Below are 25,066 nucleotides of genomic sequence, written 5' to 3' on the forward strand. Positions count from 1 at the left end.
AACGACTCACTAAAAATACGACTTTGACGAATCTCGTATTTTGTACTTTTTCCAGTTTTAGATTTTGAAGTTGCCATCATTAGTTGATTTTTGAGGGCAACCTATTTTAGGCAAGGACATGTCTTAACTCGCAATTCGCAACTCATTATTTACCTTTATTATCGTGGAATTGTATAGTACAGTAACACTCCAATACCGCTAAAAATAATATTAGGTAACCATACTGCTAGGAGAGGAGGCATCGTTCCTGACTCAGCCATGCCTTTACTCATCATAAAAAACATGATATAAACAAAGGCTAGCATAAAGCCCAAAGCAATCTGAAATCCAACGCCCCCACGCGATTTTCGTGCCGATACAATCAAACCAATCATCGTTAGGATGATAATCGCAAAAGGGTTGGCAAATCGCACATATTTTTCTACTACAAAAACCTCAACACCGTCGGCACCACGAGATTTTAACTTGGCAATATGCGCATTTAACTCTGGCAGCGTAAAGGTTTCATGAAGTTGATAATTACTATCAAAATCTTTTGGTGAAAGATTAATCGTGGAGTCGATTTTGGTGCCATAGGTCAACTTTTCTTTACCTTCTCCCTCAAAGGCACGAATACGATAATCATGGATTGTCCATTTGTGACGAGTGGTATCCCAAGTAATTCTTTCTGCCATCAACTTACTCATAAGCTGATTATTCTGAATTTTTTCTAGGGTAAATCTATAGCCTGTATTCGAGTTGTTGTCGTACGTTTCCATATAGGCGTACGTATCTGGTGCAACTTTGATATGGACATCTCTTCCACTGAAATAGTAGGTATCAATGACATATTTTCGTTCAAATTTGATACGAGTTTTGTTCGCAATCGGAATAATCCAAGCTACCATGAAAAAGGTAATAACCGCAACCAGTGCCGAACCCATCAAATATGGTCGCATTAATCTCAGAAAACTCACCCCAGTACTCAAAATTGCAATAAGTTCGGTTCGAGCTGCTAAGTTTGCCGTAAAAAATACCGTCGAAATAAATACCATTAAGGGACTAATATAATTGGCCCAATACGGTACAAAGTTGAGGTAATAGCTAAAAAGAATTTCTGAAGTAGGCGCTTGTTTTTTGATAAAGTTGTCAACCTTTTCGGTGTAGTCAATCACCAAAATAATAGCAACAATAATCAAAACAGCAAAAACGTATGTCTTGAGGAATTTTTTTAATATATATAAATCTAAAATCTTCATGCCTAAGCAAAGGTTGGTATATAGTCGAAGAACGAACGAGCTATGGATTTTTTTACAAAGCTAAATAAAAAACCTCTCATTTTCAGAGAGGTTTGAGATATGCCTAGTGTTAGGTTGTGTTAAATATATTTAAAAAAACCTAAAGTATCTGATTACAAGTTTTACAAACGCCTTGTACCAATAAATTGGTTTCGACACGTTGATAACCTTCGGGCAAGGCAACTTGCGGAATAGTTACGTGGTCGAGACAAGTGGTAAGCCCACACTTAGTGCATTTAAAATGCACATGATCATGATGATGCTTGTGGTCGTCGGCATGACAATTGTCTTTACAAAGGGCATATTTGATCCCCCCCTCATCGTCGAGTACTTTATGGATTAGTCCTTTGTCTAGAAATGTTTTGAGTGTACGATAAACCGTTACACGATCAAACTTTTCAGACATTTGAGTTTCCACATCAGCATGAGCCAATGCGTAGGCTTTTGTTAAGAATATATCTAGAATCTCTTCGCGACATTCTGTTTGGCGAAGGCTATAGGCCTTCAAGGTACTTTTAATTGCGCTCGCATTCATACGTTTACTCGCTTAAAATACTAGACTCATATTGTAGTTTCACAAGGTTGGCATAAATACCTTCTTCTTGCGAAAGCAATGCCTCATGACTTCCTGATTCGGCTATCTCTCCGTCTCTCAATACATAAATCGTATCAACATTTCTGATAGTTGCCAAACGGTGTGCAATGATAATCGTTGTACGATTTTGCATTAGCTTATCAAGCGCATCCTGTACCAATTTTTCTGATTCAGAATCCAACGCACTAGTTGCTTCGTCAAGTACCAAAATTGCAGGATCTTTCAAAATAGCTCTTGCAATAGCAATACGCTGACGTTGTCCACCCGATAATTTTACACCTCTTTCGCCAACGATAGTATCAAATTTTTCAGGGAAAGACTCAATAAAATCTAAAGCATTGGCTTTGCGAGCTGCCTCCGTAATTTCGGCTTCGGTAGCATTAGGTTTACCATAAGCAATGTTTTCACGAATGGTACCTCCAAACAACATCACTTCTTGTGGCACAACAGCAATATTTTGACGTAAAGCCGTTAGGTTATATGATTGAACATCTTGACCATCTACCAAAATCTTACCACTATTCAATCGATAGTAGCGAAGTAATAAACCTACAATTGTCGATTTCCCACCACCTGAATAGCCAACTAAAGCAATTTTTTTACCAGCTTCTACCTTCAGTGAAATATTTTTCAATACTTGCACATCTGGGCGAGATGGGTATGCAAAAGCAACATTATCATACACAATTTCACCTTTTACATGTACAGGTGTTACTGGCTCGCTGGTAGATACTTCCCCTTCTTCGTCCAAGATTTCAAGGATACGCTCTGAAGCGCCAATTGTTCTTTGGATTTGGGCATAAATATCACCTAAACCACCTACAGAACCACCAATAAAGCCAGTATAGATAATAAATGTCAATAATTTATCGAATGTCAATTCATGATTTTGTACCAAATGACCACCATACCAAACGACTCCTACAATAGCTCCAAACAAAACAAAAATGATAAATGAAATAAAGCTACCTCTAAAAGTGGCAGTGCGAAGTGCCCAGTTTAATACTTTTTCGAGTGAAGTTGTATAACGATTTACTTCAAAAGCTTCGTTGGTAAATGCTTTTACGACATTGACAGATTGAAGGGTTTCTTCTACGATTACATTGGTTTGTGCTAATTCATCTTGTACTTTTTTAGAGTTTTTACGAATAAACTTTCCAAAAAAGAATGCTGCTACTACCAAAATCGGGAAGGTAGAAAGCATGAATAACGTAAGTTTTCCTGAGAAATAAATAATCAAACAAATACCTCCAATCAACGTAAAGATTTGGCGGAAAAACTCAGCTAATGTAACCGAAAGAATATCCTGTAATTGAGTTACATCCGAAGTAATACGGCTCATTAGTTCGCCTACACGGTTTTTTTCGAAGAACGTTACAGGCAAAGAAATCATTTTGCCATAAAGCTCCTTACGAATATCTCGAATCGAGCGCTCTGTTACTCTCGAAAAAGTGTAAACTCTAAAAAATGAAAACAACGCTTGTGCTGCCAAAATTGCTAAAAACAACAGTGTCATTTGGTCGAGTGTTAGCTTTGGCAAGTTCATGACCGAGCTACTTTGCATTTGCTGCATCATAGGGTTACTCGACATCGCCTGCATTTGTTGAGCGTCATTGGGCGAAAGGATTGAAGCCACCATTTGTCCCATCAACAAAGGCACACTCATGGAGGTGATTTGTGATAAAATTAAAAAGATAAATCCGATCGCAAATGTTCCTTTGTAAGGTGCTGTAAATCTAAAAATCGATAACGCTTTACTTAATCCTTCTTTGGTAATTTTCTTTTTATCCTGTGGAGAAGCACTGTCTCCAAATCTATCGCTTCGCTTTGCCATATTTGAATAACACTGTCTTCAATTGGTTGAAAACAGTTGATATTAAATGAATTATTAGTTGGTTTGACTATTAGTTTAATAGTCTTAAATTTCTTTAATCAATCTCGAAATTATAACATAAAATCGAGCCAAATGGTTGACTCCTTGATATTATTCTTCGTCAGGTAGTCCTTTGTACTTAGATGCCTCAAAAATACGCTGTGCATCAGGCTCTTTCATCAAATCCTGAATAGTGAGTTTTTCGTCATCATAATAGTATTTCGAAACTATTCTGAAGCCTACCCATCTACCAATACCGCCAGGGCAGGCAGGACCAATTTCGGGTGTTGAAGGACGTTCGCCAATATACTTTCCTTTAACGGGGTCTTGAGTCGAATACAAAAGTTTGTTATCAATAAAATAGGCCCATACTACTTCTTGATTAGCATAGGTCGCATTCTGCTGTTCGTCAGAATAACCCAAAAATACGCTATCTGCTTTAGAGGGCATCATTACTTTTCCAAAAACATAACTTTTCCCATACCAAACCATTTCGGCTAGGAGTGTTCTATCTTGTGTATTGGTAGCGTTATATCGGCTCGAAAGTTGTAGTACAGCTTGTGGCGCTATGACTGATGGTGACATCTTTTTGATTTGATAATCATATACATCAGGTAGATATTTGCCTTTTTCACCCATAAAATAATCTATGCCAACAACAATTGTCGAATCATTTACGCGCAGCTCTGGATTAAGGATTGTTCCTTGACCGAAAAAGCCTGTAAAAATAGTATAAATTTTAGGTTCTTTAAAGTCTGGATAATAGTACTTGATATGCTGAAAGGCTTCTTTGAAGTCGTTTTCAAGATTTTGATTGCCAAAAAACTCCTTTTCTTGAGACTGTTGGTAAAATTCTTGTAAAGCTGGATTACTAATTTGTGGAAATAGTTTGTTTGCCAACGCAGGAAAAGAAGCAGGCGTTGTGTTGAAATATTGACTAGCAAAGTCTTCGTATTTTTTCAAGAAAACCAAAACGTCTTCTTCTGTTTTACAGGCAAAAAGTTCTTTGTCTAAATGCTGAATCTTAACGTCGACTTTAACATTACTTACATCGGGTTCGCCATCTGTATTGTTGTTACAAGCCCAAAGGCATACTGAAACTAAAAAGAGAAGTCCTATTTTTGCAAAAATTTTCATGCTTGTGGTAGCTGTTGAAAGCAATCAGGGTTCAAATGAATGAGTTGATTTATCGAAACAAAATATCGCAGGGATATTTTAAGTTACTTTTGAGCTTTTTAAGTAATAGGAAAGATTAAATTAATCATATATCTGTGGTACACTTCAATAGTATCCTTCTGATGATGAGTGTAATCCAATAACGGATATACTATTAGCTAATAACTTTTTTACTTATTTGTTAAAACGAGATATTGAAATGTTCAAACCAACACTATCGACAAAATAAATTGAATGATTGTCTGTTTTATAGTTTGAAAATCAAAAGTATAATCATACAACACTCCTTAAAAACTTACTTAGTCAATCAAAATATATCAGGTAAGTACCTGCAAAATTATGAAGAAAAACGTATTAATAACCCTTTTTATTCTGGCTACTGTTACAAATGTGCTAGCCCAGAATCAATTATGGTCATCGAGTTTGTCGTCGGCCTCTCGTGAATATTGGGGCGGGCGATTCAATAACATGTCAATCGGCTTTAAATTTTCGCCAGCTATTACTTTTGTTTCTTTCGAAGGCGTCAAAAACTTTAAAGGAATGTCAGATGGTGCAGCCAAAATAAATATGACCGTAGGACCAGTAGCCGATTTTTATTTTGCTCAGAAATATGCTTTTAGTACTGGTTTGTGGTACACAGTAAAAGGTGTCTCATATAATATTTACAATAGCTTTTATGATACAGATGTCTTTGTCCAAAAGCCTTTGACCAAAGATGAAATTAAAGCCAATGCCGCAGAGTTTAATCTTCAATATCTACAAATACCTGTTTCGCTTAAAATCTTTAGTGACCAAGTAACCCCAGGAATGCCTTTTTATATCCAGTTTGGAGGAACCTTGGACATTAATATTGCCGAAAAGCCTGTCAATTATGCCAAAAATGCTTTAGTGCAATACCGTGACAGAGTATCTCCTAATTCAGGAATTTTTGGTTTTGGAGAAGCCAATTTGCTATTAGGAGTTGGATTTGAGAAAAAATTAGGTACTGGAACAGATGCCTTTTTCTTTGGATTACAATATCAAAGAGGACTTTCAGAAATCAACAGAGGAAGTTCATTTGCAGATATGATTACCAAAACCAACCAATTAGTGATTGATTTTGGATTGAAGTTTTAGGAGATCCATAAGCTACTTTTAGAAAATCAGATATAATAAAACATGAGTCATCCGTAATTGAGTGATTTAGTGATTGAGCGGATGAGTGATTATTTTTAATCTACATTTTCTAGTATAGATGGAATGCTTTAGAGTATGTTTAAATTTCATAAGTCATTGAAACGATACGTATTTACTTTTCTGAAATCCTGTTGTTTGAGCCGCAGGCGAGTTTAGGATTTCTTGACTTTCTTTTGCGGCCGCCGCGCGGTTACTTTTCTTGTGTCAAGACAAGAAAAGTAAGGAGTGGCGAAAGGAAATATTGTTTCTTCTACAAATGCCAAATAAAATTTTCAAACATACTCTTCTCTCACAATTACACTATTCCCTAATTAACATTAGCCGTATTATTCTGATTAACTACTGCTAAAACGCTATCTAAATATTCTCGTGAGTTGCACAATCGTGGCACTTTGTGTTGTCCACCCAATTTACCTTTACTACGCATCCATGAATAAAAAGTATCTTTCTGCACCACGTTAATTTTGGGAGGAGTTAGTACCATATCTTTATAGCGCTTGGCATCATAATCTGAATTGATAGAACGTAGTGTCTGGTCTAAAACCTGATTGAATACCACTTGGTTATCAGGTTCTTGGTCAAACTCAATAATCCATTCGTGGCAACCACTTTTACCACCATCCATATACACTGGTCCCGCAGTATAATCATTGATAATCGCCCCTGTAGCTTCACACGCTTTGGTGATAGCTATATCTGAGTTTTCAACAATGATTTCTTCGCCAAAGGCATTGATAAATTGCTTGGTACGCCCTGAAATTTTGAAACGATAAGGATATTTAGTCGTAAATCGAATCGTATCGCCGATTTTATAGCGCCATAATCCTGCATTCGTAGAAATGATAATAGCGTAATTTTTTCCTATTTCTACTTCATCTAATGAAACTGCTTTGGGGTATTCTTTTTCGATTTCTTCCATGGGAATAAATTCATAAAAGATACCATAATCAAGCATCAACATCATTTCGTCTTTGCGTGAAATATCATCTTGTACACCAAAGAATCCTTCAGAAGCATTATAAATCTCTAGATAATTAACACTTTCAGAAGGAAAAACTTTATTTCGGAACATATCCCGATAAGGATGAAATGCTACTGCTCCATGAATGAAAAATTCAAAGTTGGGCCACACTTCAAGAATATTGTCTTTACCTGTAATTTCTAAAATTTTGTCAATTAACACCAATGTCCATGTAGGAACTCCCAATATACTTGTGACATTTTCTTGAGAGGTAACTTCCGCCATTTTTTGGATTTTCTCCTCCCAAACATCCATCAAAGCTACATCCAAGGAAGGCGTACGAATAATCTGAGCCCAGATAGGCAAGTTTTTCATCACTACCGCCGATACATCGCCCATGACACTACGTGAATTCAATTGATTGGACGATAAACTTCCACCAATTGATAAACCTTTGCCACTAAAGACTTCGGTATCTGGTTTGTTTTCTACCAAAAGCGTCATCATGTCTTTGCCACCCATAAAATGGCAATCATCGAGACATTCTTTTGACACAGGAATAAACTTACTACGGGCATTGGTAGTTCCAGAAGATTTGGCAAAATGTTGGATATTCGAAGGCCAAAGAATATTCTGTTCTCCTTTCATGATTCGTTCAATAAAAGGAAACAAATCTTCATAAGAAGAAATAGGAACACGTTGCTGAAAGTCCCGAATAGAAGAAATACTACGAAAATCGTATTTTTTACCCCACTCTGTATTCTTAGCAGTTTGGATTAATTGCCAAAACATCGTCTCTTGCGTATCCATAGGCCTATCCATAAAAGCCTGAATACGAGGAAGACGCTTTTTCATGAGCCAAACTAGCGTTTCATTTAGAAAATCCATTCGCTAACAAATCTTATAAGTGTTCTAAACAAACTTAACAGAATAAATTGATTGTGTCAATATCAGAAAACTAACTCGTAGGTATTTCTGCACAAATGCAGATTTATTTTTTATTCAGAAAACAATTCAAAAGAAGTGTGCAAAATGTTGTTTGAAGACTGAATGAGGCGGTAAATGTCAGAGTTAGAGGTTGAATAAGGATAATGCACAAAAGACAAGCAAGATAAGTATGAGTGCTGAATTATGAGTTGTAAATTGTGAATATAAAACTTTAATTATCAATATCTTACATTTAAAATTTATTAAATCTTATTCTGCACGATTACTTAAGTATTAGTGCAAAAATAAGATTTAAGTGATGCGCTTTAGGCTCTAGGCAACAGGTTTTCATAATTGTATAAACACACCTTTATTTTTTAGCTTATAACGAAATAAGGCTGTGGTTATTTAAAAACTATTTGCCTGATGCCTTTTGCCTAGTAACTTAAATCTTATTCTTTTATTTTGACATAAGAATCGTTTTATTTTCTTCTTTTCAATGCCAAATCATGAGACGTATCATAATACGTTCTTAGATTCGACCAGTCGAAAGTATCCGAAATGCTTTCGACACGGTTACGCTGGGTGATGCGTTCACGTAAACTTTGTTTGACAAACTTCAATAACATTTCCGACAACTGTTCTGCCGCTTTATAGAAGTCTTGCGTTTTACGATTTACTACCATAACGCCCCAATGTTCGTAATCACGCATGATTTGCATCATATAATCTCCAAAACCTGACAAGTCAGAAGTAATAGTTGGTACGCCACGAGCTATACATTCGAGCGGCGTGTAGCCCCAAGGTTCATAATAACTTGGGAAAACTCCAAGATTACAACCACGTACAAATTGTCCGTAATCAAGACCAAATAGTGGATTAGTCGAAACAATAAAGTCTGGGTGATAAACAATTTTTACCTTATCCTCAGGATTGTTCATCAAGTTAGATTTTTGAACAAAATCTGTAATACCGTCATTTTGTTTAAGCAAGTGCGTTACGACTTTTGGACGTTTGTTGTTTTTCCAAGTCTGAATCGTTCTTCTCAAACGCAAACGCCAATATTCATCCACAAAATTATTCAAGTCTGGCATTTGTAAATCGCTCGACGATGCAGATGCTTTGAAAAGCTGCTCGCCCACTTGTTTTTCGATAGAATTACAAGTTTCACGAATTTCATCCATTACCGCACGTGAATGCAATACTTCTGGGTCGATAGAGTGATAAGGTTGTTTTGTAATAAAGAACATTACGACCGTCTTATCAATCTTAGCTTGCTTCATTTTCCAGTTTAAGCGAGCCAACGCTTCAAGGGTCAAATCATAACCTTTGTTGCTATACTCATAACGCCCTGAGGTAAAGAAGTATAAAGTTTTCTCAAGATTGAATGGTTGACTTTGGAAGAAGTGCCCCATTACAAACTCATTGATACGGTCTTTGTATTTGGTATGTAAATTTTGATGCTCGTGCATAGCCGAGAATCTTGTGATATTCAGACCATTAGGTAAAATCAAGTCAGGGACTTTTCCTAATAAAAACTCACATTCTTTGGCAGTGACATCACTCACCGTGGTGGTAACATGTGCCTGTAATGCTGCCAAACGTTCTAACGTGGCTTGAGCTTCAATACCATAATGACGAGCTTCTTTGAGCCAGTCGAAAGTATCTATTTTATCGTAAAAATTTGGTACGTTTCCAGCCAGATAACGACCCAACATGGTAGCATGAGTAGTGAAAACTGTTGCTACTTTAATTTGGTCTTTGCGCAAATCAGGGATAGCCGAAGCTGCCATCCATTCGTGGAAATGCGCTACAATGTCAATCTTATTTTGTTGTTCTTTGGCTAATTCGGTCAAAAATACACGAACCATTTCACCAAAAGCAATCACATGACTTACTAACTCCTCAGTATTTAAGGTCGAAACCTGATGACGCTCCCATAGTCCAGCTTTGAGAGCATTGATATTGTTGTAGATTGACCAAAAATCAAATAGGACAATGCGTGGTTTTCCAGTTACGAGCCAGTAACCATAATGCACAGCATAGCCCATCGAGCGCATTTTCTGAACCGTTTTGCCTAAAACAGAGTCATCCAAATCATGAATAGGTTCAAACTCGGCAGAAGCTGTTTGTGGGAAATATGGACCTAGTAAGAAATAGTCATCGCCCCATTTCTCCACCATTGAAGGGACCTTTGTACGAATTACAGTATAAATACCACCTACTTGGTTGCAGGTTTCCCAGGCAATTTCTATTAATATCTTTTGTTTTTGGGTAGCAGATTGTAAAGGATTTTGTATTTCCATCGGCTCTTAGTTATAAGGTTTGGCTGCTTGTACCAAGCTATTAGGTTGCTAATATATAAGTATATTCAATGAATAGGAAACTTAATGCCATATTTCTATTTTGGCTCAAAATGGGCAATTTGAGGCATTTCTTAATAAAATCTAATTATCAAAAAATATAGATAAAAGCCCTCAAATCCGCTAAATACAAAAGCCTTACCGAAGTGCTTTTGTTGTAATTAATTAATAGTCAGATTGTTATGTTTGATATATGTCTTGAGGTAAATATAATGACTTTAATATATACTATTTTTACCATTTTATAAGTACGCCTATTTAGTTGTATAGAATAAGGTATGTACAATTATTTCTTTGAATAGTTCTTTAAGTCGTAGGCGGAAAATCTTTTCCCGAATAATAAGTTATTATTTTTTGGCTCATAAAAAATCCCTTCAAACTACAAATGAAAGCTTGAAGGGATTTGTTGCATCTACAGGAATTAAAGAATAGAATTAATAAAATATCGTCAACGCTATTTTATGTCTTTAAACGCTGTGTTATTCTTTTTACTTCATGTAATAATCTGAATCGTAAACTTTGGTGACACCTTCTTTGGTAAGCGTATAGCTAAAACCTTTTTGAATTGAATATGCACCATATTCGCCTTTTTTATTAACAGCCAAATAACCAATCTGGAATTCTTTGTAGTTATATCTTTTAACAATACGCATAATCGCAGCTTCACAAGCTTGTTGTGGTGTATGTCCATTGCGCATTAACTCTACAATAAGGAATGAACCTAGGGTTTTCAATACAAACTCTCCTAAGCCTGTGGCACAAGCACCACCTACTTCATCATCGCAAAATACTGCGGCACCAATTACTGGAGAGTCACCCACTCGACCGTGCATTTTGTAAGCCATACCGCTAGTGGTACAAGCTCCAGATACTTCACCTTTTTTGCCTAATGCCAAAAGTCCAATGGTATCGTGGCGTTCGATATTAATTTTTGGCTCGTATTTAGATTCCTTTTTCCATTTCAACCAAGCCTTTTTAGAACTTTCGGTTAGTAAGTTTTGCTTTTTGAAACCTTGCGAAAGAGCAAATTGCAAGGCTCCTTCACCCGATAACATTACGTGTGGAGTTTTTTCCATCACAGCACGTGCTACCGAAATAGGGTGCATAATGCCCTCAAGAAAAGTTACCGAGCCAGCGTTACCCTTTTCGTCCATGATGCAAGCATCCAAGGTAACATGACCATCACGGTCGGGCAAACCGCCATAACCTACCGTAATTTCATTGGGGTCTGCTTCAGGAACCCATGCGCCAGCCTCTACAGCATCGAGTGCACGACCTGTTTTTTGAACCATCGCCCAAGCTGCTTCATTAGCTTTGACGTTGTTCCAAGTAGAAATAATAATCGGAAACTCAGCAGGAGCTGAATTTTGAGCTTGTGTTTGATGAGCTGCTAAGGCAGAAAGACCAGCCAGAGCAGAGGTTTGTTGAATAAAGGTACGACGTTTCATATCTGAAAAATTGGATGTTTGGGGTACGGTGGAGGTATGTTCAGTTATTCAAATAAGTTGTTACTCAATCTATAAAAATAGAATTCAAAAATGCTAAGCAGATTTGAATAGTGCTACCACAGCACGAATTTTTTCGACATTTGAATACATCACACCATATTCGGGTACTTCCGAAAGACCGCCCATGACAATATCTTCTTTTCTATACTCCATTTCGGAATCTCTGGTTGATTTGCCCGTAAAATGTAATGCATTAGGTTTTAATTCTGCTAATTTCAAAGCATTACGAACATTTACCCCACTTCCAATCATCACCTCAATACGTCCATTGGCTTGCTCAATTAACGCTTTAAGATTGTCAGCTCCTTCTTCTGCTAGATTTTTTTGTCCTGAAGTTAGGATACGTTTACAACCTGCTTCAATAATATCTTCGAGTGCTTGAAGATAATCAGGAGTCATGTCGATGGCACGGTGAAAAGTAACTGGCAGAGGATGAGCTATTTCGACGAATGCCTTTGTCTGTTCAACGTTGACACGACCATTTTTTTCTAAAATACCTAAAACAAAACCATCTGCTCCGAGTTGTTTGGCAGAGAGCATATCTTGTTTCATTTGCTCAATTTCCAATGCTGAGTAGCAAAAATCGCTACCACGTGGACGAATCATGACATGCACCTCGATAGAAGTATGTTGTTTGGCTAGTTGAATAAGTCCTGCTGATGGAGTTGTGCCACCTTCGTAAGGCGACGCACACAGTTCGATACGATTGGCGCCTCCTTGCTCGGCAGCGATACATGATTCGAGCGAGTAAGCGCAAATTTCAATTTTCATAAAATATTACCAGAAAAAAGGGATTTTTAAAATATATGTAAAGGTATCATTTCACGTGACTTTTGATGAATCATTTAATAAAAAAATTTAATAAGTACTTAACAAGATTTTATTTAACGGTAAAAAAATACCAAAGTTTCATGTTTGAATAGCTTAGATACGGTAACCTAGGGTAAACATAATGCTGTAGCTTGAGCCGTAGGAGAGAATAATAAGAATAGTGCGTAGTAAAGGAGTTTTTTTAGACTGAAATGTTTCATAGAGTGTGAAGAATTAATGTAGTGTAAAATATGCTGCAAATATAGTTGTGATAGAATATTCTTCAAGACAATATCCAGAATCTTATTTAAGTAAAATCGTTGGGAGAAGATTTTGTTAGGATATAGGTATCTATAGATTCATAATCAATTAGTTATGTGTCTTTTTCGTAAAAACCCAAAAATTAAAGGCACTTTTCAGAAAAAAACAGGGTTTTGAATATACTTTTTTATAGAAAAATTAGTTAATTACGCATGAGAAAATCAAAATAGAGATAGTATTTGGGCTTTTTTTGTAGAAATAGAGAAAAAAGGTAGGCAAATAACCCCATATTTATCATTTTGAAAATTTATTTGAATTATCTAAATAATTACAAACCAGTAATGTTGGTAATTTCAAAAAACTTGTACTTTTGCAGTCCTATTAAATCAATCAAAAAAATAGGGGTAAAATAAGCATTTATAAAAGACATAATTAATTTATAGTCAGTTGTTTGCTCTATTACCTTCGTTTAATCAGTAACCAAATTTAGAGAAAGAATATGTATTGGACACTAGAACTTGCATCATACCTAGAAGATGCTCCTTGGCCAGCAACAAAAGATGAATTAATTGACTATGCGATCCGTACAGGTTCGCCGTTAGAAGTAGTCGAAAACCTACAAGAATTGGAAGATGATGGTCAACCTTACGAGAGTATCGAAGAAATCTGGCCAGATTATCCTACAAAAGACGACTTCTTCTTTAATGAAGACGAATATTAATTAATCCCCATAAAATGCCACCCCCAAGGTGGCATTTTTGGTTGATATACATTGGCAATCAACACTGCTACCCGATTGCCGTAAGCTTTCAAAACTATGTCTCTTATTCTTTCTTCTTCTTTCGATACTCAGGCGCAAAGCCGTTTATATGTCCTAAATCAAAGTGATGATTTATTGACACAATTACAAGTTATAGCCAATCAAGAAGCTTTTGATGCGGAGGTTTTGGCAAAAGAATTTAAGGCAGAGTTAAAGGAAACGTTTTCGTTTTATACCACTCAAGCCCAAAAAGTATTTTTCTTAGGACTAGGAAAAAATGCTGATTCTGCGCAAGTGATCAAGGCTTTACGCTATTTCTTCCACCATCAAAAAACGAGAATAGCTACCCAAATAAATGTTGTTGTTTCGTCCCTTAACCTTGAACAACTCGAATGGGTTGCCAATGGTATTGTGTTGGGACAATACAACAGCAAACTCTACAAAACAGAAAGTGAAACTGTTTCAGAGGTATTTGGTCAAAATGGTCAGATTAACCTAGTCGCTGGTGAATTATTCGGTGAAAATGCCAAAAATTTAGTTGATAAAGGCATTGCCACAGCCGAAACTCAGATGGAGATTTTTGATTTGATGAATGCTCCGGCCAACAAGAAAACGCCCCAGGTCTTATGTGACTGGGCTGTAGCTTCTGCACAAAAATTTGGTTATTCTGCTCATATCATCGACCGACCTGCCTTAGAGAAAGATGGTTTTGAGGCGTTATTAGCGGTAGGTCAAGGAAGCGAGCATGACCCTGCTATGATTGTGGTCGAATATCGTTTTCCTTTGCCACAAAAAACAATTGGGTTGGTAGGTAAAGGGGTAACTTTTGATACAGGAGGTATTTCTATCAAATCCTCTACGAATATGCACCTTATGAAATCGGATATGGGAGGAGCTGCCGCAGTGTTAGGTACGGTAGAATTAGCAGCCAAACTCAAACTTCCTGTGCATATTATAGGGGTTGTGCCTACTTGTGAAAATGCTGTAGACGCCAAATCTTTTAAGCCAAGCGATGTTATTGGTTCTTATTTAGGAAAAACCATCGAAATAATCGACACTGATGCTGAGGGACGCGTGATTTTGGCGGATGGATTGGGGTATATGGTCAAAAATTATAAAACCGATTATCTAATCGATTTGGCTACTTTGACAGGAAGTTGCATTTCGACATTGGGCTATCATGCGGCAGGCTTATTTACCAACAATGACCAATTGGCAACTCGTCTCAGTAACGCAGGTTCACGTACAGGAGAACGTTTGTGGAGACTGCCTTTGTGGGATTTGTATAAAGAAGATATAGCCTCTGACATTGCCGATGTGAAAAATTATTCGGGAAAACCTATGGCAGGAGCTATCTCTGCGGCTAAATTTTTGGAAGTATTTACCGAAAATCATAATAACTGGGCACACCTCGATATTGCAGGTACAGCCTTTGGTGATACAGAATTCGTTCCAAGCCGAGCGGGCACTGCCTATGGTATTCGTTTGTTGATTGATTTTATTGAAGGAGTTTTGTAAAAGAAGACAACAGGCAACGAGGCATAAGGCAAAGAGTGTTTGATTGAATGGCTAGTTCAAGACTAAGTCTTGGACTAGCTTTTTTAATAGTTTTGAAACTGAACCCATCACTCTTTATCTGAAGGTGTCGCAACGCTTGAATCGCTTTTATTCGTTTTGTCTAGTAACAAGATTATTTCTCACTTTATGCCTGTTCCCTAAATATTTTCCTTTCTGTTTTTCTTTCAATCCCCATCTTTTTTGCTATATTTAAGAAAGGTATCAAAGGCTTTAATCAATAAAGTCGTGTTGTTGCATAGCATTGAGACTTTCTGCCCTTTTAGTTCTGGTATCTTCTTTTAGTGTACCTCTAAGACACTCTAACCAAAACAGATATAGCCCTTTACTTTATGACAAAAGAATTAACCTTTTTATGTATCTCAACCTATTTCAAAGGCAATGAGTTTTTGCGTGCTTGTAAGCAAGCAGGAAATAGGGTTTTCTTGTTGACCAATAAAAAACTAGAGCATCGTCCGTGGGCACGTGAAGCCGTCGATGAGTTTTTTTACGTAGAAGAGAAACCCGATGGAAGTATAGATATTCAAGAGATTATTCTTGGGTTAGGTTATGCGATGCGCTCCCGAAAAATAGATCGTATTGTCGCACTCGATGATTTTGATGTAGAAAAAGCAGCTCATCTCCGCGAGCATTTTCGTATTCCTGGCATGGGACAAACCACAGGACGGTTGTTTAGAGATAAATTGGCGATGCGTATGAAGGCAGAGGAGGCAGGAATCAACGTGCCAATGTTTTCATCTTTGTTTAATGATAATGACGTATTTGAGTTTACCCAAAAAGTGCAGTTTCCTTGTGTGGTAAAACCTCGCTCAGAGGCTTCGGCTACAGGTATTCGTAAAGTCCATAACTCAGAACAACTGTGGGAGGTGGTGCATTACTTAGGCGAACGTCGTCCTGAATATCTGGTGGAGCAGTTTCGTCCTGGGGATGTTTACCACGTAGATTCCTTGACGGTGGGTGGTCAGCCGATTTTTACACGCTGTAGTCGCTATTTATCAACTCCAATGGAAGTAGCGCATGGTGGTGGAGTGTTTCGCTCTATGACCGTGGAAGTTGGCTCGGAGGAAGATTTGGCTTTAAAAGAAATGAATGAACAGGTATTGAAAGCCTTCGGAATGAAATTTAGTGCAAGCCATACCGAGTTTATTCGTGACCACGAGACAGGAAAGTTTATCTTTTTAGAAACAGCCTCAAGAGTAGGAGGGGCACATTTGGCCGAAATGGTTGAGGCTGCTACGGGTATTAACCTATGGCGCGAATGGGCAAATATCGAAACAGCTATGGCTCGTAACCTGGAATATACTTTACCCGAAGTGCAAAATACGTATGCTGGTATCTTGATTTCCTTGACTCGTCAGCGATATACCGATCCTATGATTTTTGATGATTCGGAAGTTTGTTGGCGTATGGACGAAGAGTTTCACGTAGGCGTAATTGTAAAGTCTGAATCGCAGGAGCGTGTAAAAGAACTTTTAGACAAATATGCCCAAGTGGTATTTTCGGGCTATCATGCTTCAGCCCCAGTACCCGATAAGCCAACAAATTAAAAAAGGCAATATGCCGTAGGCATTAAGCTATTCTTAAAATTGCTTAATGCCTACGGCATATTGCCTTTTTACATATATTTTTCCCAAAACTCATAATCATATTTTTCCCAAGCATGGCAACCGAAGGGGAGTTGTTGGTTATTGAGTTCATAGCAGAGTTGAGGATGTTGTTCAAATCCAAATTTTAATGCTTGTTGCCAATTAGGAAGCTTTAGTAATGGTCTGTATGGACGAAGCTGAATAAAGTGAAGCGAAAACAAACCATCTTCATTTGAAATCCACTCTTTTTTGAAAAACTTCAAAACCTTTAAGAAGCGAATCATAGCTTTGACCCTTCTCAAAGAAAAACCTCCATTCATAAAAATTCTACGAAATTGGTGATAATTCCCAGGAAGTTTGCTTCCGATATTCCATCGTTCAGGTTCGATATGAGGTGAGCCCACATAATCAAAACCTGCATTGCACCACTCTGTGAGTTGATCACTAAAAATAAAAGCATCCAACTGATAAATCAGCATATATTCGTAAGCCGTAAATGCTTCATAAAAATGCACAGTCGTTAGTAAGGCATTATAGCCTTCTATGCCTTTAAAATATTTATCCTCAAAGTTTTGAAATTGAATAGCGGTGTGCTGTTGCTTCAAATGCTCTAAATCCAAAGACTCGGGTTTGATAATTACGATAGGATAATGCCCCAAAATTTTGATACACTGTTCAAAAGCCTTTTGCTCAAACGGTGTCATATCAGGTTTATACATTGGTATCACCACTGCAACCTGATTTTTCTTTGGAGTAGCTTTTATATGTTTGGACATTATGTTTGCTGGTTGAGTGTATAAAATTAAAAGTGAACAGGCACAGAGCGAACAGGCACAAAGTGTAAGGTATATTTTATGTAAATAGAATTAAACACTTTGTGCCTTTGTACCTTTTTTACTTTGTCCCTTCATTCCACTATATCCCCCAATAAAGTTTTCCACCAATGTTTTTGAGGGTCGTAGTATTTGCCTGTCAAAAACTTAAGTGTAACAGGGAATATTCTTAACAAACGATTTTCAGGTAATTCAAGCCTAAATTTGACAAAATCTCGATGTGATTCCAATTTGGCGAATTGACTAGCAGGTACTTCTGGATAATGTTGTTTGAGTAAAGCCAAAGTAGATTCTAAACGATATAATTCTTCCTGAATGGGAAGGAGTTTTTCGGCTCGAGGTCTCGAAAAACGTTGTTTGAAACTAACAGTTTCGCCACCACCGCCAAAACCTACTTGCTGAGCACTATGACGACGATACAAAATGAGTTCCTCATTGACGAAACCAATCTGATTTTTGAGCGCCAATGAAATAGACATCCACGCATCATGAATCAAGTCTTTTACCAAAGTAGGGAAAGGCAACATTTTGGACAATGCACTTTTACGTAATGCTACCGTAGCACCTGTTACCACATAGCCTTTGTATAAAATCTGAGCAGCGCCACCTGCTTGCCAGATTTTTTGCATATTATCATCAAACATGACTTCCTGCCAAATATTTCCTGCTATGCGCTCTGATTTTTCATCCATCATACCAGCATTACTGAATACCATTTGTTGCTGAGGATTTTTTTCGAGATAGTCTACTAATTTTTCAACCTTTTCGGGCATCCAATAATCATCTTGATCACATAAGAAAATAATATCTCCTTGGCACAATTGAAGACATTTTTCAAAGTTTTTGGTTGAGCCTAGTTGTGAGTCATTTCTATAAAAATATATCGGAAAAGGAGCTTTGTCTTGAAAAGCTTTAACAATATCAGCAGTTGCATCGGTAGAGCGGTCGTCGCAAATTACGATTTCATTGACCGAGCGAGTTTGGTTCAGAATACTTTCTAATTGTTCACCTAGATATTTGGCACCATTGTAGGTGCAAAGCGCTACTGAAATCATCGAGATTGGTTGGTATATGAGCTTTTATAACCCTTTTTGTAAATTCTTGAAAAACTTAACTTTAGGAGTTATAAGCATAAAAAAATCTGCAAAAACACACAAATATAGAGGTTTTTGCAGATTCGATACTAAGAGGTATAGGTACAAAGTGTTGATAAAATGGATGAAATGCCAAAAGTATTTTATCACCACCACATTTTACTAGGCAAATTATTTGATTGTTACATTGAATTGTGCGTCAAAGTCTGTACTTCCTTTAGCTGTACCATCTTTGATTGGCACACCGTTTTGTGGTGGTTGGTGATACAATACGACTCTCAATGTTCCTGTGCCTGCATTGGTAGTCACAGCCGAAGCTTTTAAGCCCACTTCCAGATTTCTATTGTCTTTATCAGTACGAGTAATGGTCAACAAATTACTTGGCGTTGGCGTGTACACGAACAGGTGCTCAAAGCTTTCGGTTTCTATTTCTGATGTAATATCCTCTGCTGGACTTTTACTTTCGTCCAATACCTGTACCGTTACACTGTAGGTTTTGTTGGCATCTAAACTGATATTATCTACTACAGGAGCATTACCACCGATACCATCAATATCCTTAAATGCAAATGTTTTGGTGACACCTCCCGATGTAAAGTTGAGCTTTAACGTCGTAAGGTTTTCGCTATCCTGTACAGGGTCAGGAGCGTCTTTTTTACAACTACTAACGGTAATGACAGCAATGGCTAAAGCCAAAATTGTGAGGGGTTTACGTAAGTTTTTCATAAATGAGTGTATTAAAAAAAGGACTACGAATGTCAGTTGTAGCAAAAGGTAATTTGAGAGTGCCTGACAAAGTGTTTTCGTTGATTTTTGTTTGTTTTAATTAATGCAATAATGTTGCAAATATAAAAACATATTTTAAATATTCGCAATAATGTTGCAAAAATGAATTTTGATATTCTATATTTGCAACAATGTTGCATTTATGGAAAATTTGAGAAAAAACACTTTTGATTATGTAGGCATAGTTAGTTCGGGGATATGCCTCATACATTGTATGCTGATGCCGATTATACTATTGTTTAAATGGGAGGTTCAGTTGGAGAGCTTGGGGTTTGCGCATCATCCTAGTTGGGATTATTTATTTATAGGCTTGGGCTTGATAGCCGTTTGGATGAGTTCACACAAACATACGCCCAAAGGCATCCGCATAGGACTTTGGGTGGCATATCTCGTTTTTGTTTGGGCTTTACTTTATGAAGACCAAGTCTGGTTTGCGCAGTATTTGGGGTGGATTGCCTCTTTGGGGTTGATTACGACACATTATTTTAACATAAAATTTTGTAAAAAATGTCAAACAGAAAATTACCAGTAACAGTATTGAGTGGCTTTTTGGGTGCTGGAAAAACCTCTTTACTCAATCATATTTTACATAATAAAGAAGATCTGAAAGTAGCAGTGATTGTCAACGATATGAGTGAAGTCAATATAGATGCTCAGTTGGTCAAACAAGAAAATGTACTTTCAAGAACAGAAGAAAAGCTGGTCGAAATGTCCAATGGTTGTATCTGCTGTACACTTCGTGAAGATTTGATGGTGGAGGTTGAAAAACTCGCCAAAGACCAGCGTTTTGATTATTTGCTCATAGAGTCCACGGGTATATCGGAGCCTTTACCTGTGGCTCAAACTTTTTCGTATGTTGATGAAAACAGCGGAATTGACCTTTCTCGTTTTGCCCAACTAGACACGATGGTGACGGTGGTTGACTGTTTTAATTTTGCCAAAGACTTTGGCTCTATTGATACTGTCTGGACTCGCGGCCTCAATGACGAAGATCCTAATGACCAACGCACCATCGTAAACCTATTGACAGACCAAATAGAATTTGCCAATGTCATTGTTTTGAACAAAACGGATTTGCTTCCTCGTGAAAGGGTTGCGGAGTTAAAGACCATTATTCAGAAGCTGAACCCTGAGGCTAAAGTTGTAGAATCGACTTTTGGAAAAATTGAAACCTCCCATATTCTCAATACAGGCTTGTTTGATTTCGAAAAATCCTCGCAATCGGCAGGCTGGATTCAAGAATTAGAAAAGGGGAGTCATACGCCCGAAACGGAGGAATATGGCATTAGCTCTTTTGTCTTTAGAGACGTCCGTCCATTCCATCCTACACGTTTTTGGAATTACATTAATCAACATTGGCATACAGGAATTATTCGTTCTAAAGGCTTATTTTGGTTAGCTTCAAGACCTAAAGATGCTCTAAATTGGGGACAGGCGGGTGGTTCGCTTCGTGCAGATTACGCAGGGAAATGGTGGGCTGGCGTACCCAAGTGGGAGCGTTCTTTTTATCCTGCTTGGAAAGACTCAAAAGACGAAATTATGAAGCGTTGGGATGAACGATTTGGCGACCGTATCAATGAATTAGTGATTATTGGGCAAGATTTAGACAAAGAATTACTGATAAAGGAATTACAAGATTGTCTTTGTACTGAAGAAGAAATCAAACAAATGGAAGCCAAGAAAAAGTTTGAGGATCCATTTCCTGTGTTTTAAATAATTGTGAATGAGTGATTTGTGAATTAGTGAATATGCGCTTGTATTGTTATCTAGTGAGCGACTTGGTCTAGGACTAGTAATTTTTGAAATACAAAAATTTTATATAAAGGTAGTGTGATGCAAAAAGCCATCTTCCCGTGGGAGATGGCTTTTTTATGGGATAAAAAATCACTAAATCACTCATTTACAAATTACTCAATGAGAAGTCATCTTGACTTTTTCTAGACTTGCTTAAAAAATAAAAAAGGTTGCTGATATTTGTTTTGCGAACCATACCAAAGCAACCTTTTTATGTACTACGTACTCAGCAAAGATATAATAGAATCAGAAATAATTTGCCATTTACCTCTAAGAAAACGAGGTTTTAAGCCCCAAGTACCGACTTGTGAAATAATTAACTGTATTCTCTACAAGCTCAAAACGGGTATTCAATGGCATTTATTACCTGTCGAGAGTTTATTCAGTACTCATGTCCTCCATTATAAAACTGTTTTTGGGCATTATCGTCGATGGTGCAAAGAGGGAGTTTGGCAAAAATGCTGGGTAGAACTATTGAAAAAATACAAGTCTTCATTTGACCTTTCAGTGGTAAATATGGATGGAAGTCATACCTCATCTATTCGTGGTGGTGAAGAAGTTGCCTATCAAGGTAGAAAGAAGCGAAAGACAACCAATGCTCTTTACTTGACAGATAAACAAGGACTTGTGTTAGCTATGTCAACGCCTGTTTCTGGTAATCACAATGATTTATTTAACATTGAGAACACTTTTGAAGAACTCACTACGATATTAGAGGATGCTACTATTTCAGTGGATGGGTTATTTATGAATGCAGACGGAGGTTTCGATTCGGAAAACTTACATCAATTATGTCATCAAAAACAAATTATCGCCAATATTGCTCCCAACAAAAGGAACACTACTGACGATAATAGGTCTGGTATCATGGACGAAGAACTCTACAAAGAGAGGTATTCAATTGAAAGAACTAACGCATGAATAGATAGTTATAGATCTTTGTTAAATCGCTTCGACACAACGATTTCAAGTTGGATGGGGTTTAACTTTATAGCATTCATTATCATGGCAATTAAGAAAATTAAAAAGTCAAGATGACTTCTGATTAAAAGAATAACCATTCGATGGCTTTAGGGAATTCTTTGCCCCATTGTGATTCGTTATGTTTACCTTCAGGGTCGAGAGAAAGATTGATTTCAATCTTCTTGTTACCTTGACGAGTAAGTGTTTGTTTGAGCTTTTCAACATTGGGAATCATAGAATGACCTTCGCCACCACCCGCATAAGCATAAATCTTAGCAGGCAAATGACTCAAAAAGTCAATCGCATCGAAATAAATATTTGGAGAAATCCATAACGACGGCGAAAACAGCATTAATCTTCCAAATACCTCTGGATACATCAATCCTGCATAAATACTCACCAAACCACCCAACGAGCTACCACCAATACCTGTATGCTCACGATCGGTGAGGGTACGGAAGTTGGCATCGATATAAGGCTTCAAAGTACGGCTAATAAATTGTACATACTTACGACCTTCACCTTTACCCAATTTAGGGTTATTGTATGGAGAATACTCTTTGTAACGATTTTCGCCACCGTGTGCAATAGCCACAATAATCACATCGCCATGACCACGAGATGCCAATACCGCCAATTGCTTGTCGATACCCCAGTTGCCAAATTCAGAACCTTCTTGGAAAAGGTTTTGAGCATCTTGCAAATACATAACAGGGTATTTTTTGTCGGTTTTGTCATAATCATGAGGCAACAAGATATATACCGCACGTTTGGTATCAAACTGAGGCATATCGAATGAATCAGAAATCAAGCGGATTTCAGGCATTAAGTCTTGTTGCAAGTTGGAACCGTCTAAGCGCCAGTGTGGCACAAAGTCGTGCATGACACCTAGTTTTTTGGTAACTACTCTATTATAAGTAGCGTTACCAAACTCATCCAACTCAACTTGATTCCAGCCACCTTTGGTGTACTTGTATTCAAGTTTTTCAGGAAGTGGTACAGAGTGTGGAAACTTCAACACATATCGTCCTTCCTCTGTTTTCTTCAAGCGGAAATCTTCCTTGTCGGGGAGCCACCCGTTAAAATTGCCAGATATATAAATTGGGCGGTCGTCTTCAACTGGGGTGGTTAGTTCAAAATATAATACGTTGTTACTCATAGCTTTCTACTCAAAAATTGCTGTTCCTCAAAAGTGGACGCAAATTTAGCAAATTAGCTGTTCTATGCTATTCTAAATTTGAAAACTTCTATAATAAATTAGCAAAAACATGCTAAATTTTACCAAAATTGGACTTTGAGAAACGCATAATTAACAAATGATAACTATACATTGGGTGTTTATGATAGAATGATAAAGCCAATGTTAAGAACTTTCTACTCTAAAGTAAAAAACTTAGAAACAAGACAAAAGCCAAGGTTTAAAGTATCTAACTAATTATTAGATAATCTCTTATAATCGCATTATAGGCGATGAATAAACAAGAAAGTAAGCGAATTAGGAGAAAGCAACTCAAAACTATATATTTGATTATAATAATTGAAAATAGCTACATCATGAAATTCTACCAACCTACCATTCGCATCTTCGTTGATTCAGTTTTCAGGAAAAAATAATAGTAAAGAGTAAGATTGAATCAATTTTAAATATGGGGTATTAATAATTTACATTCACAATTTATCACTCACAATTCTACCTTACTACTTAATAGAAAAAGACCGCTTACGCTAAAGGTCATTAAAAACCTCTATCATCATTTAGGAATCCCTGCCGAGATATTGCTAGCCATGTAAAACCCCATCTTTAAAATATCTTTAAATCCTCTGAATAACCCACAGTTCGGTACGTTTTGATGAGCTTAGTGTTTATATTTGTAATAAAAACTGACTCATTTACAGACAGAAAATATTGTATTGTGCGAAATGAATGAAGGTATTAGCTTTTGGAACTGAAAATTATACCAATCCCTAAAAACCGATTCTTATCAAGCAGATATTTTGCTTGATCATAGCATTTGATGAATTACAAAGGCTTACTCGCTCAATTATCTATCAACCCAAAACATATTCATCAACTGTGATAGCTACTCAACAATTAACTTTTGCGTATCCGACTCAATCTAATGTTCCGACCAAACAATTTACGTTTCCCGATTTCAGTTGTGCTGATGGCGAAACTATGTTGATTTTGGGGAAATCTGGTCGTGGTAAAACTACTTTTTTGCACCTAATGGCGCTTTTATTGAAGCCAACGGGTGGTTCTATTCAAATTCACAATCAAGAAATAAGTCATTTTGATAGTGCTCAAGCAGCGGCGTTTCGTGCTGCCAATGTGGGGATTATTTATCAAAAACCTCATTTTGTACATTCACTAAGCGTATTAGACAATTTGCTGTTGGCTAACTATTTGGCAAACAAGTCTTTAGCTAAAGAAAAAGCTCAACACTTAGCCGAAAGTCTAGGCTTTGCAGACCATCTTGCTAAAAAAACAACACAATTGTCACAAGGTGAACAACAACGTGTGAGTATTGCCAGAGCGTTGATGAATAATGCTTCTGTAATTTTGGCAGATGAGCCTACGTCCAATCTCGATGACGATAACTGTTTGCGCGTAATAGATTTACTAAAAACTCAAACTTCTGAAATAGGAGCAAGTCTAGTGGTGGTAACCCATGATCAGCGTCTCAAAGATGTTTTCGAGAAGCACTTGTACTTATAGAGTTTTGAATAAATCTTGTGACAAATTACTAA

General features: G+C 37.1%; 19 protein-coding genes and 1 pseudogene. 8 read left to right on the forward strand and 12 right to left on the reverse strand.

Going from position 1 to position 25,066, the window contains the following annotated elements:
- Nucleotides 1–158: 158 nt before the first annotated feature.
- From QM481_RS23455 to gldB, 4 genes are all read right to left on the reverse strand, one after another.
- Nucleotides 159–1,238, reverse strand: coding sequence for an LptF/LptG family permease (locus tag QM481_RS23455; protein ID WP_166553544.1), 1,080 nt, complete (start codon nt 1,236–1,238; stop codon nt 159–161).
- Nucleotides 1,239–1,377: 139 nt separating this feature from the next.
- Entirely contained in the window at nt 1,378–1,812 is a 435-nt protein-coding gene (locus tag QM481_RS23460) for a Fur family transcriptional regulator (protein ID WP_095166376.1), read from the reverse strand.
- A 4-nt stretch (nt 1,813–1,816) separates the two neighbouring features.
- Entirely contained in the window at nt 1,817–3,706 is a 1,890-nt protein-coding gene (locus QM481_RS23465; RefSeq protein ID WP_283383590.1) for an ABC transporter ATP-binding protein, read from the reverse strand.
- Nucleotides 3,707–3,856: 150 nt separating this feature from the next.
- Nucleotides 3,857–4,882: a gliding motility lipoprotein GldB gene (gldB, locus tag QM481_RS23470; RefSeq protein ID WP_283383591.1), complete on the reverse strand. Its 1,026-nt coding sequence runs from the start codon at nt 4,880–4,882 to the stop codon at nt 3,857–3,859.
- Nucleotides 4,883–5,260: 378 nt separating this feature from the next.
- Here gldB and QM481_RS23475 point away from each other — a divergent pair, with 378 nt between their 5' ends.
- Complete coding sequence (locus tag QM481_RS23475; RefSeq protein ID WP_283383592.1) at nt 5,261–6,037, forward strand: porin family protein; 777 nt, start codon at nt 5,261–5,263, stop codon at nt 6,035–6,037.
- 367 nt (nt 6,038–6,404) lie between these two features.
- Here QM481_RS23475 and QM481_RS23480 read toward each other — a convergent pair whose 3' ends face one another.
- The 4 genes from QM481_RS23480 to QM481_RS23495 all read right to left on the reverse strand — a co-directional run bounded on the left by QM481_RS23480 (nt 6,405) and on the right by QM481_RS23495 (nt 12,627).
- Nucleotides 6,405–7,946, reverse strand: a complete 1,542-nt coding sequence (locus QM481_RS23480; RefSeq protein WP_283383593.1) for a GH3 auxin-responsive promoter family protein — start codon at nt 7,944–7,946, stop codon at nt 6,405–6,407.
- Nucleotides 7,947–8,467: 521 nt separating this feature from the next.
- Nucleotides 8,468–10,291, reverse strand: a complete 1,824-nt coding sequence (locus QM481_RS23485) for a glycosyltransferase (protein ID WP_166553539.1) — start codon at nt 10,289–10,291, stop codon at nt 8,468–8,470.
- 545 nt (nt 10,292–10,836) lie between these two features.
- Complete coding sequence (locus QM481_RS23490) at nt 10,837–11,796, reverse strand: glycosylasparaginase (RefSeq protein ID WP_283383594.1); 960 nt, start codon at nt 11,794–11,796, stop codon at nt 10,837–10,839.
- A gap of 93 nt (nt 11,797–11,889) precedes the next feature.
- Nucleotides 11,890–12,627, reverse strand: a complete 738-nt coding sequence (locus QM481_RS23495; protein ID WP_283383595.1) for a copper homeostasis protein CutC — start codon at nt 12,625–12,627, stop codon at nt 11,890–11,892.
- Nucleotides 12,628–13,426: 799 nt separating this feature from the next.
- On the opposite strand from QM481_RS23495, the gene QM481_RS23500 reads away from it, so the two are divergent.
- From QM481_RS23500 to QM481_RS23510, 3 genes are all read left to right on the forward strand, one after another.
- Nucleotides 13,427–13,648, forward strand: a complete 222-nt coding sequence (locus QM481_RS23500) for a DUF2795 domain-containing protein (protein ID WP_026997867.1) — start codon at nt 13,427–13,429, stop codon at nt 13,646–13,648.
- Between the two features lie 96 nt (nt 13,649–13,744).
- Entirely contained in the window at nt 13,745–15,205 is a 1,461-nt protein-coding gene (locus QM481_RS23505; protein WP_283383596.1) for a leucyl aminopeptidase family protein, read from the forward strand.
- A gap of 389 nt (nt 15,206–15,594) precedes the next feature.
- Nucleotides 15,595–16,809 (forward strand): ATP-grasp domain-containing protein, encoded by a 1,215-nt coding sequence (locus QM481_RS23510; RefSeq protein WP_283329302.1) that lies wholly within the window; start codon nt 15,595–15,597, stop codon nt 16,807–16,809.
- Nucleotides 16,810–16,877: 68 nt separating this feature from the next.
- On the opposite strand, the gene QM481_RS23515 is transcribed toward QM481_RS23510, so the two are convergent.
- From QM481_RS23515 to QM481_RS23525, 3 genes are all read right to left on the reverse strand, one after another.
- Nucleotides 16,878–17,624 (reverse strand): DUF5672 family protein, encoded by a 747-nt coding sequence (locus QM481_RS23515; RefSeq protein ID WP_283383597.1) that lies wholly within the window; start codon nt 17,622–17,624, stop codon nt 16,878–16,880.
- A gap of 131 nt (nt 17,625–17,755) precedes the next feature.
- Nucleotides 17,756–18,736 carry a glycosyltransferase family 2 protein gene (locus QM481_RS23520; RefSeq protein WP_283383598.1) on the reverse strand — a complete coding sequence of 327 codons (981 nt, stop codon included), beginning with the start codon at nt 18,734–18,736 and terminating at the stop codon, nt 17,756–17,758.
- Nucleotides 18,737–18,946: 210 nt separating this feature from the next.
- The gene (locus tag QM481_RS23525) at nt 18,947–19,501 is read right to left on the reverse strand and encodes a hypothetical protein (RefSeq protein ID WP_166553531.1); all 555 of its coding nucleotides are present in this window, start codon (nt 19,499–19,501) and stop codon (nt 18,947–18,949) included.
- Nucleotides 19,502–19,703: 202 nt separating this feature from the next.
- Here QM481_RS23525 and QM481_RS23530 point away from each other — a divergent pair, with 202 nt between their 5' ends.
- The 3 genes and pseudogenes from QM481_RS23530 (at nt 19,704) to QM481_RS23540 (ending at nt 22,393) form a co-directional block, all read left to right on the forward strand.
- Nucleotides 19,704–20,093, forward strand: a complete 390-nt coding sequence (locus tag QM481_RS23530; RefSeq protein ID WP_283383599.1) for a MerC domain-containing protein — start codon at nt 19,704–19,706, stop codon at nt 20,091–20,093.
- On the forward strand, nt 20,069–21,274 hold the full coding sequence (locus QM481_RS23535; protein WP_283383600.1) for a GTP-binding protein: 1,206 nt from the start codon (nt 20,069–20,071) through the stop codon (nt 21,272–21,274). The genes QM481_RS23530 and QM481_RS23535 overlap by 25 nt, the downstream gene beginning before the upstream one ends.
- Before the next feature lie 294 nt (nt 21,275–21,568).
- Nucleotides 21,569–22,393 (forward strand): annotated as a pseudogene (locus tag QM481_RS23540) (IS5 family transposase).
- 7 nt (nt 22,394–22,400) lie between these two features.
- Here QM481_RS23540 and QM481_RS23545 read toward each other — a convergent pair.
- Nucleotides 22,401–23,477 (reverse strand): alpha/beta hydrolase, encoded by a 1,077-nt coding sequence (locus tag QM481_RS23545; protein WP_166553528.1) that lies wholly within the window; start codon nt 23,475–23,477, stop codon nt 22,401–22,403.
- 915 nt (nt 23,478–24,392) lie between these two features.
- Between QM481_RS23545 and QM481_RS23550 the strand changes: the two genes are divergently transcribed.
- Nucleotides 24,393–25,034 carry an ABC transporter ATP-binding protein gene (locus QM481_RS23550; RefSeq protein WP_166553548.1) on the forward strand — a complete coding sequence of 214 codons (642 nt, stop codon included), beginning with the start codon at nt 24,393–24,395 and terminating at the stop codon, nt 25,032–25,034.
- Nucleotides 25,035–25,066 lie beyond the last annotated feature (32 nt).

Source organism: Flectobacillus rivi, from assembly GCF_030056655.1.
Taxonomy (GTDB): domain Bacteria; phylum Bacteroidota; class Bacteroidia; order Cytophagales; family Spirosomataceae; genus Flectobacillus; species Flectobacillus rivi.

Coding starts and splice junctions, on each gene's coding strand:
- QM481_RS23455 (WP_166553544.1), bottom strand. CDS start 1,238: ATGAAGATTTTAGATTTATATATATTAAAAAAATTCCTCAAGACATAC.
- QM481_RS23460 (WP_095166376.1), bottom strand. CDS start 1,812: ATGAATGCGAGCGCAATTAAAAGTACCTTGAAGGCCTATAGCCTTCGC.
- QM481_RS23465 (WP_283383590.1), bottom strand. CDS start 3,706: ATGGCAAAGCGAAGCGATAGATTTGGAGACAGTGCTTCTCCACAGGAT.
- gldB (WP_283383591.1), bottom strand. CDS start 4,882: ATGAAAATTTTTGCAAAAATAGGACTTCTCTTTTTAGTTTCAGTATGC.
- QM481_RS23475 (WP_283383592.1), top strand. CDS start 5,261: ATGAAGAAAAACGTATTAATAACCCTTTTTATTCTGGCTACTGTTACA.
- QM481_RS23480 (WP_283383593.1), bottom strand. CDS start 7,946: ATGGATTTTCTAAATGAAACGCTAGTTTGGCTCATGAAAAAGCGTCTT.
- QM481_RS23485 (WP_166553539.1), bottom strand. CDS start 10,291: ATGGAAATACAAAATCCTTTACAATCTGCTACCCAAAAACAAAAGATA.
- QM481_RS23490 (WP_283383594.1), bottom strand. CDS start 11,796: ATGAAACGTCGTACCTTTATTCAACAAACCTCTGCTCTGGCTGGTCTT.
- QM481_RS23495 (WP_283383595.1), bottom strand. CDS start 12,627: ATGAAAATTGAAATTTGCGCTTACTCGCTCGAATCATGTATCGCTGCC.
- QM481_RS23500 (WP_026997867.1), top strand. CDS start 13,427: ATGTATTGGACACTAGAACTTGCATCATACCTAGAAGATGCTCCTTGG.
- QM481_RS23505 (WP_283383596.1), top strand. CDS start 13,745: ATGTCTCTTATTCTTTCTTCTTCTTTCGATACTCAGGCGCAAAGCCGT.
- QM481_RS23510 (WP_283329302.1), top strand. CDS start 15,595: ATGACAAAAGAATTAACCTTTTTATGTATCTCAACCTATTTCAAAGGC.
- QM481_RS23515 (WP_283383597.1), bottom strand. CDS start 17,624: ATGTCCAAACATATAAAAGCTACTCCAAAGAAAAATCAGGTTGCAGTG.
- QM481_RS23520 (WP_283383598.1), bottom strand. CDS start 18,736: ATGATTTCAGTAGCGCTTTGCACCTACAATGGTGCCAAATATCTAGGT.
- QM481_RS23525 (WP_166553531.1), bottom strand. CDS start 19,501: ATGAAAAACTTACGTAAACCCCTCACAATTTTGGCTTTAGCCATTGCT.
- QM481_RS23530 (WP_283383599.1), top strand. CDS start 19,704: ATGGAAAATTTGAGAAAAAACACTTTTGATTATGTAGGCATAGTTAGT.
- QM481_RS23535 (WP_283383600.1), top strand. CDS start 20,069: ATGTCAAACAGAAAATTACCAGTAACAGTATTGAGTGGCTTTTTGGGT.
- QM481_RS23545 (WP_166553528.1), bottom strand. CDS start 23,477: ATGAGTAACAACGTATTATATTTTGAACTAACCACCCCAGTTGAAGAC.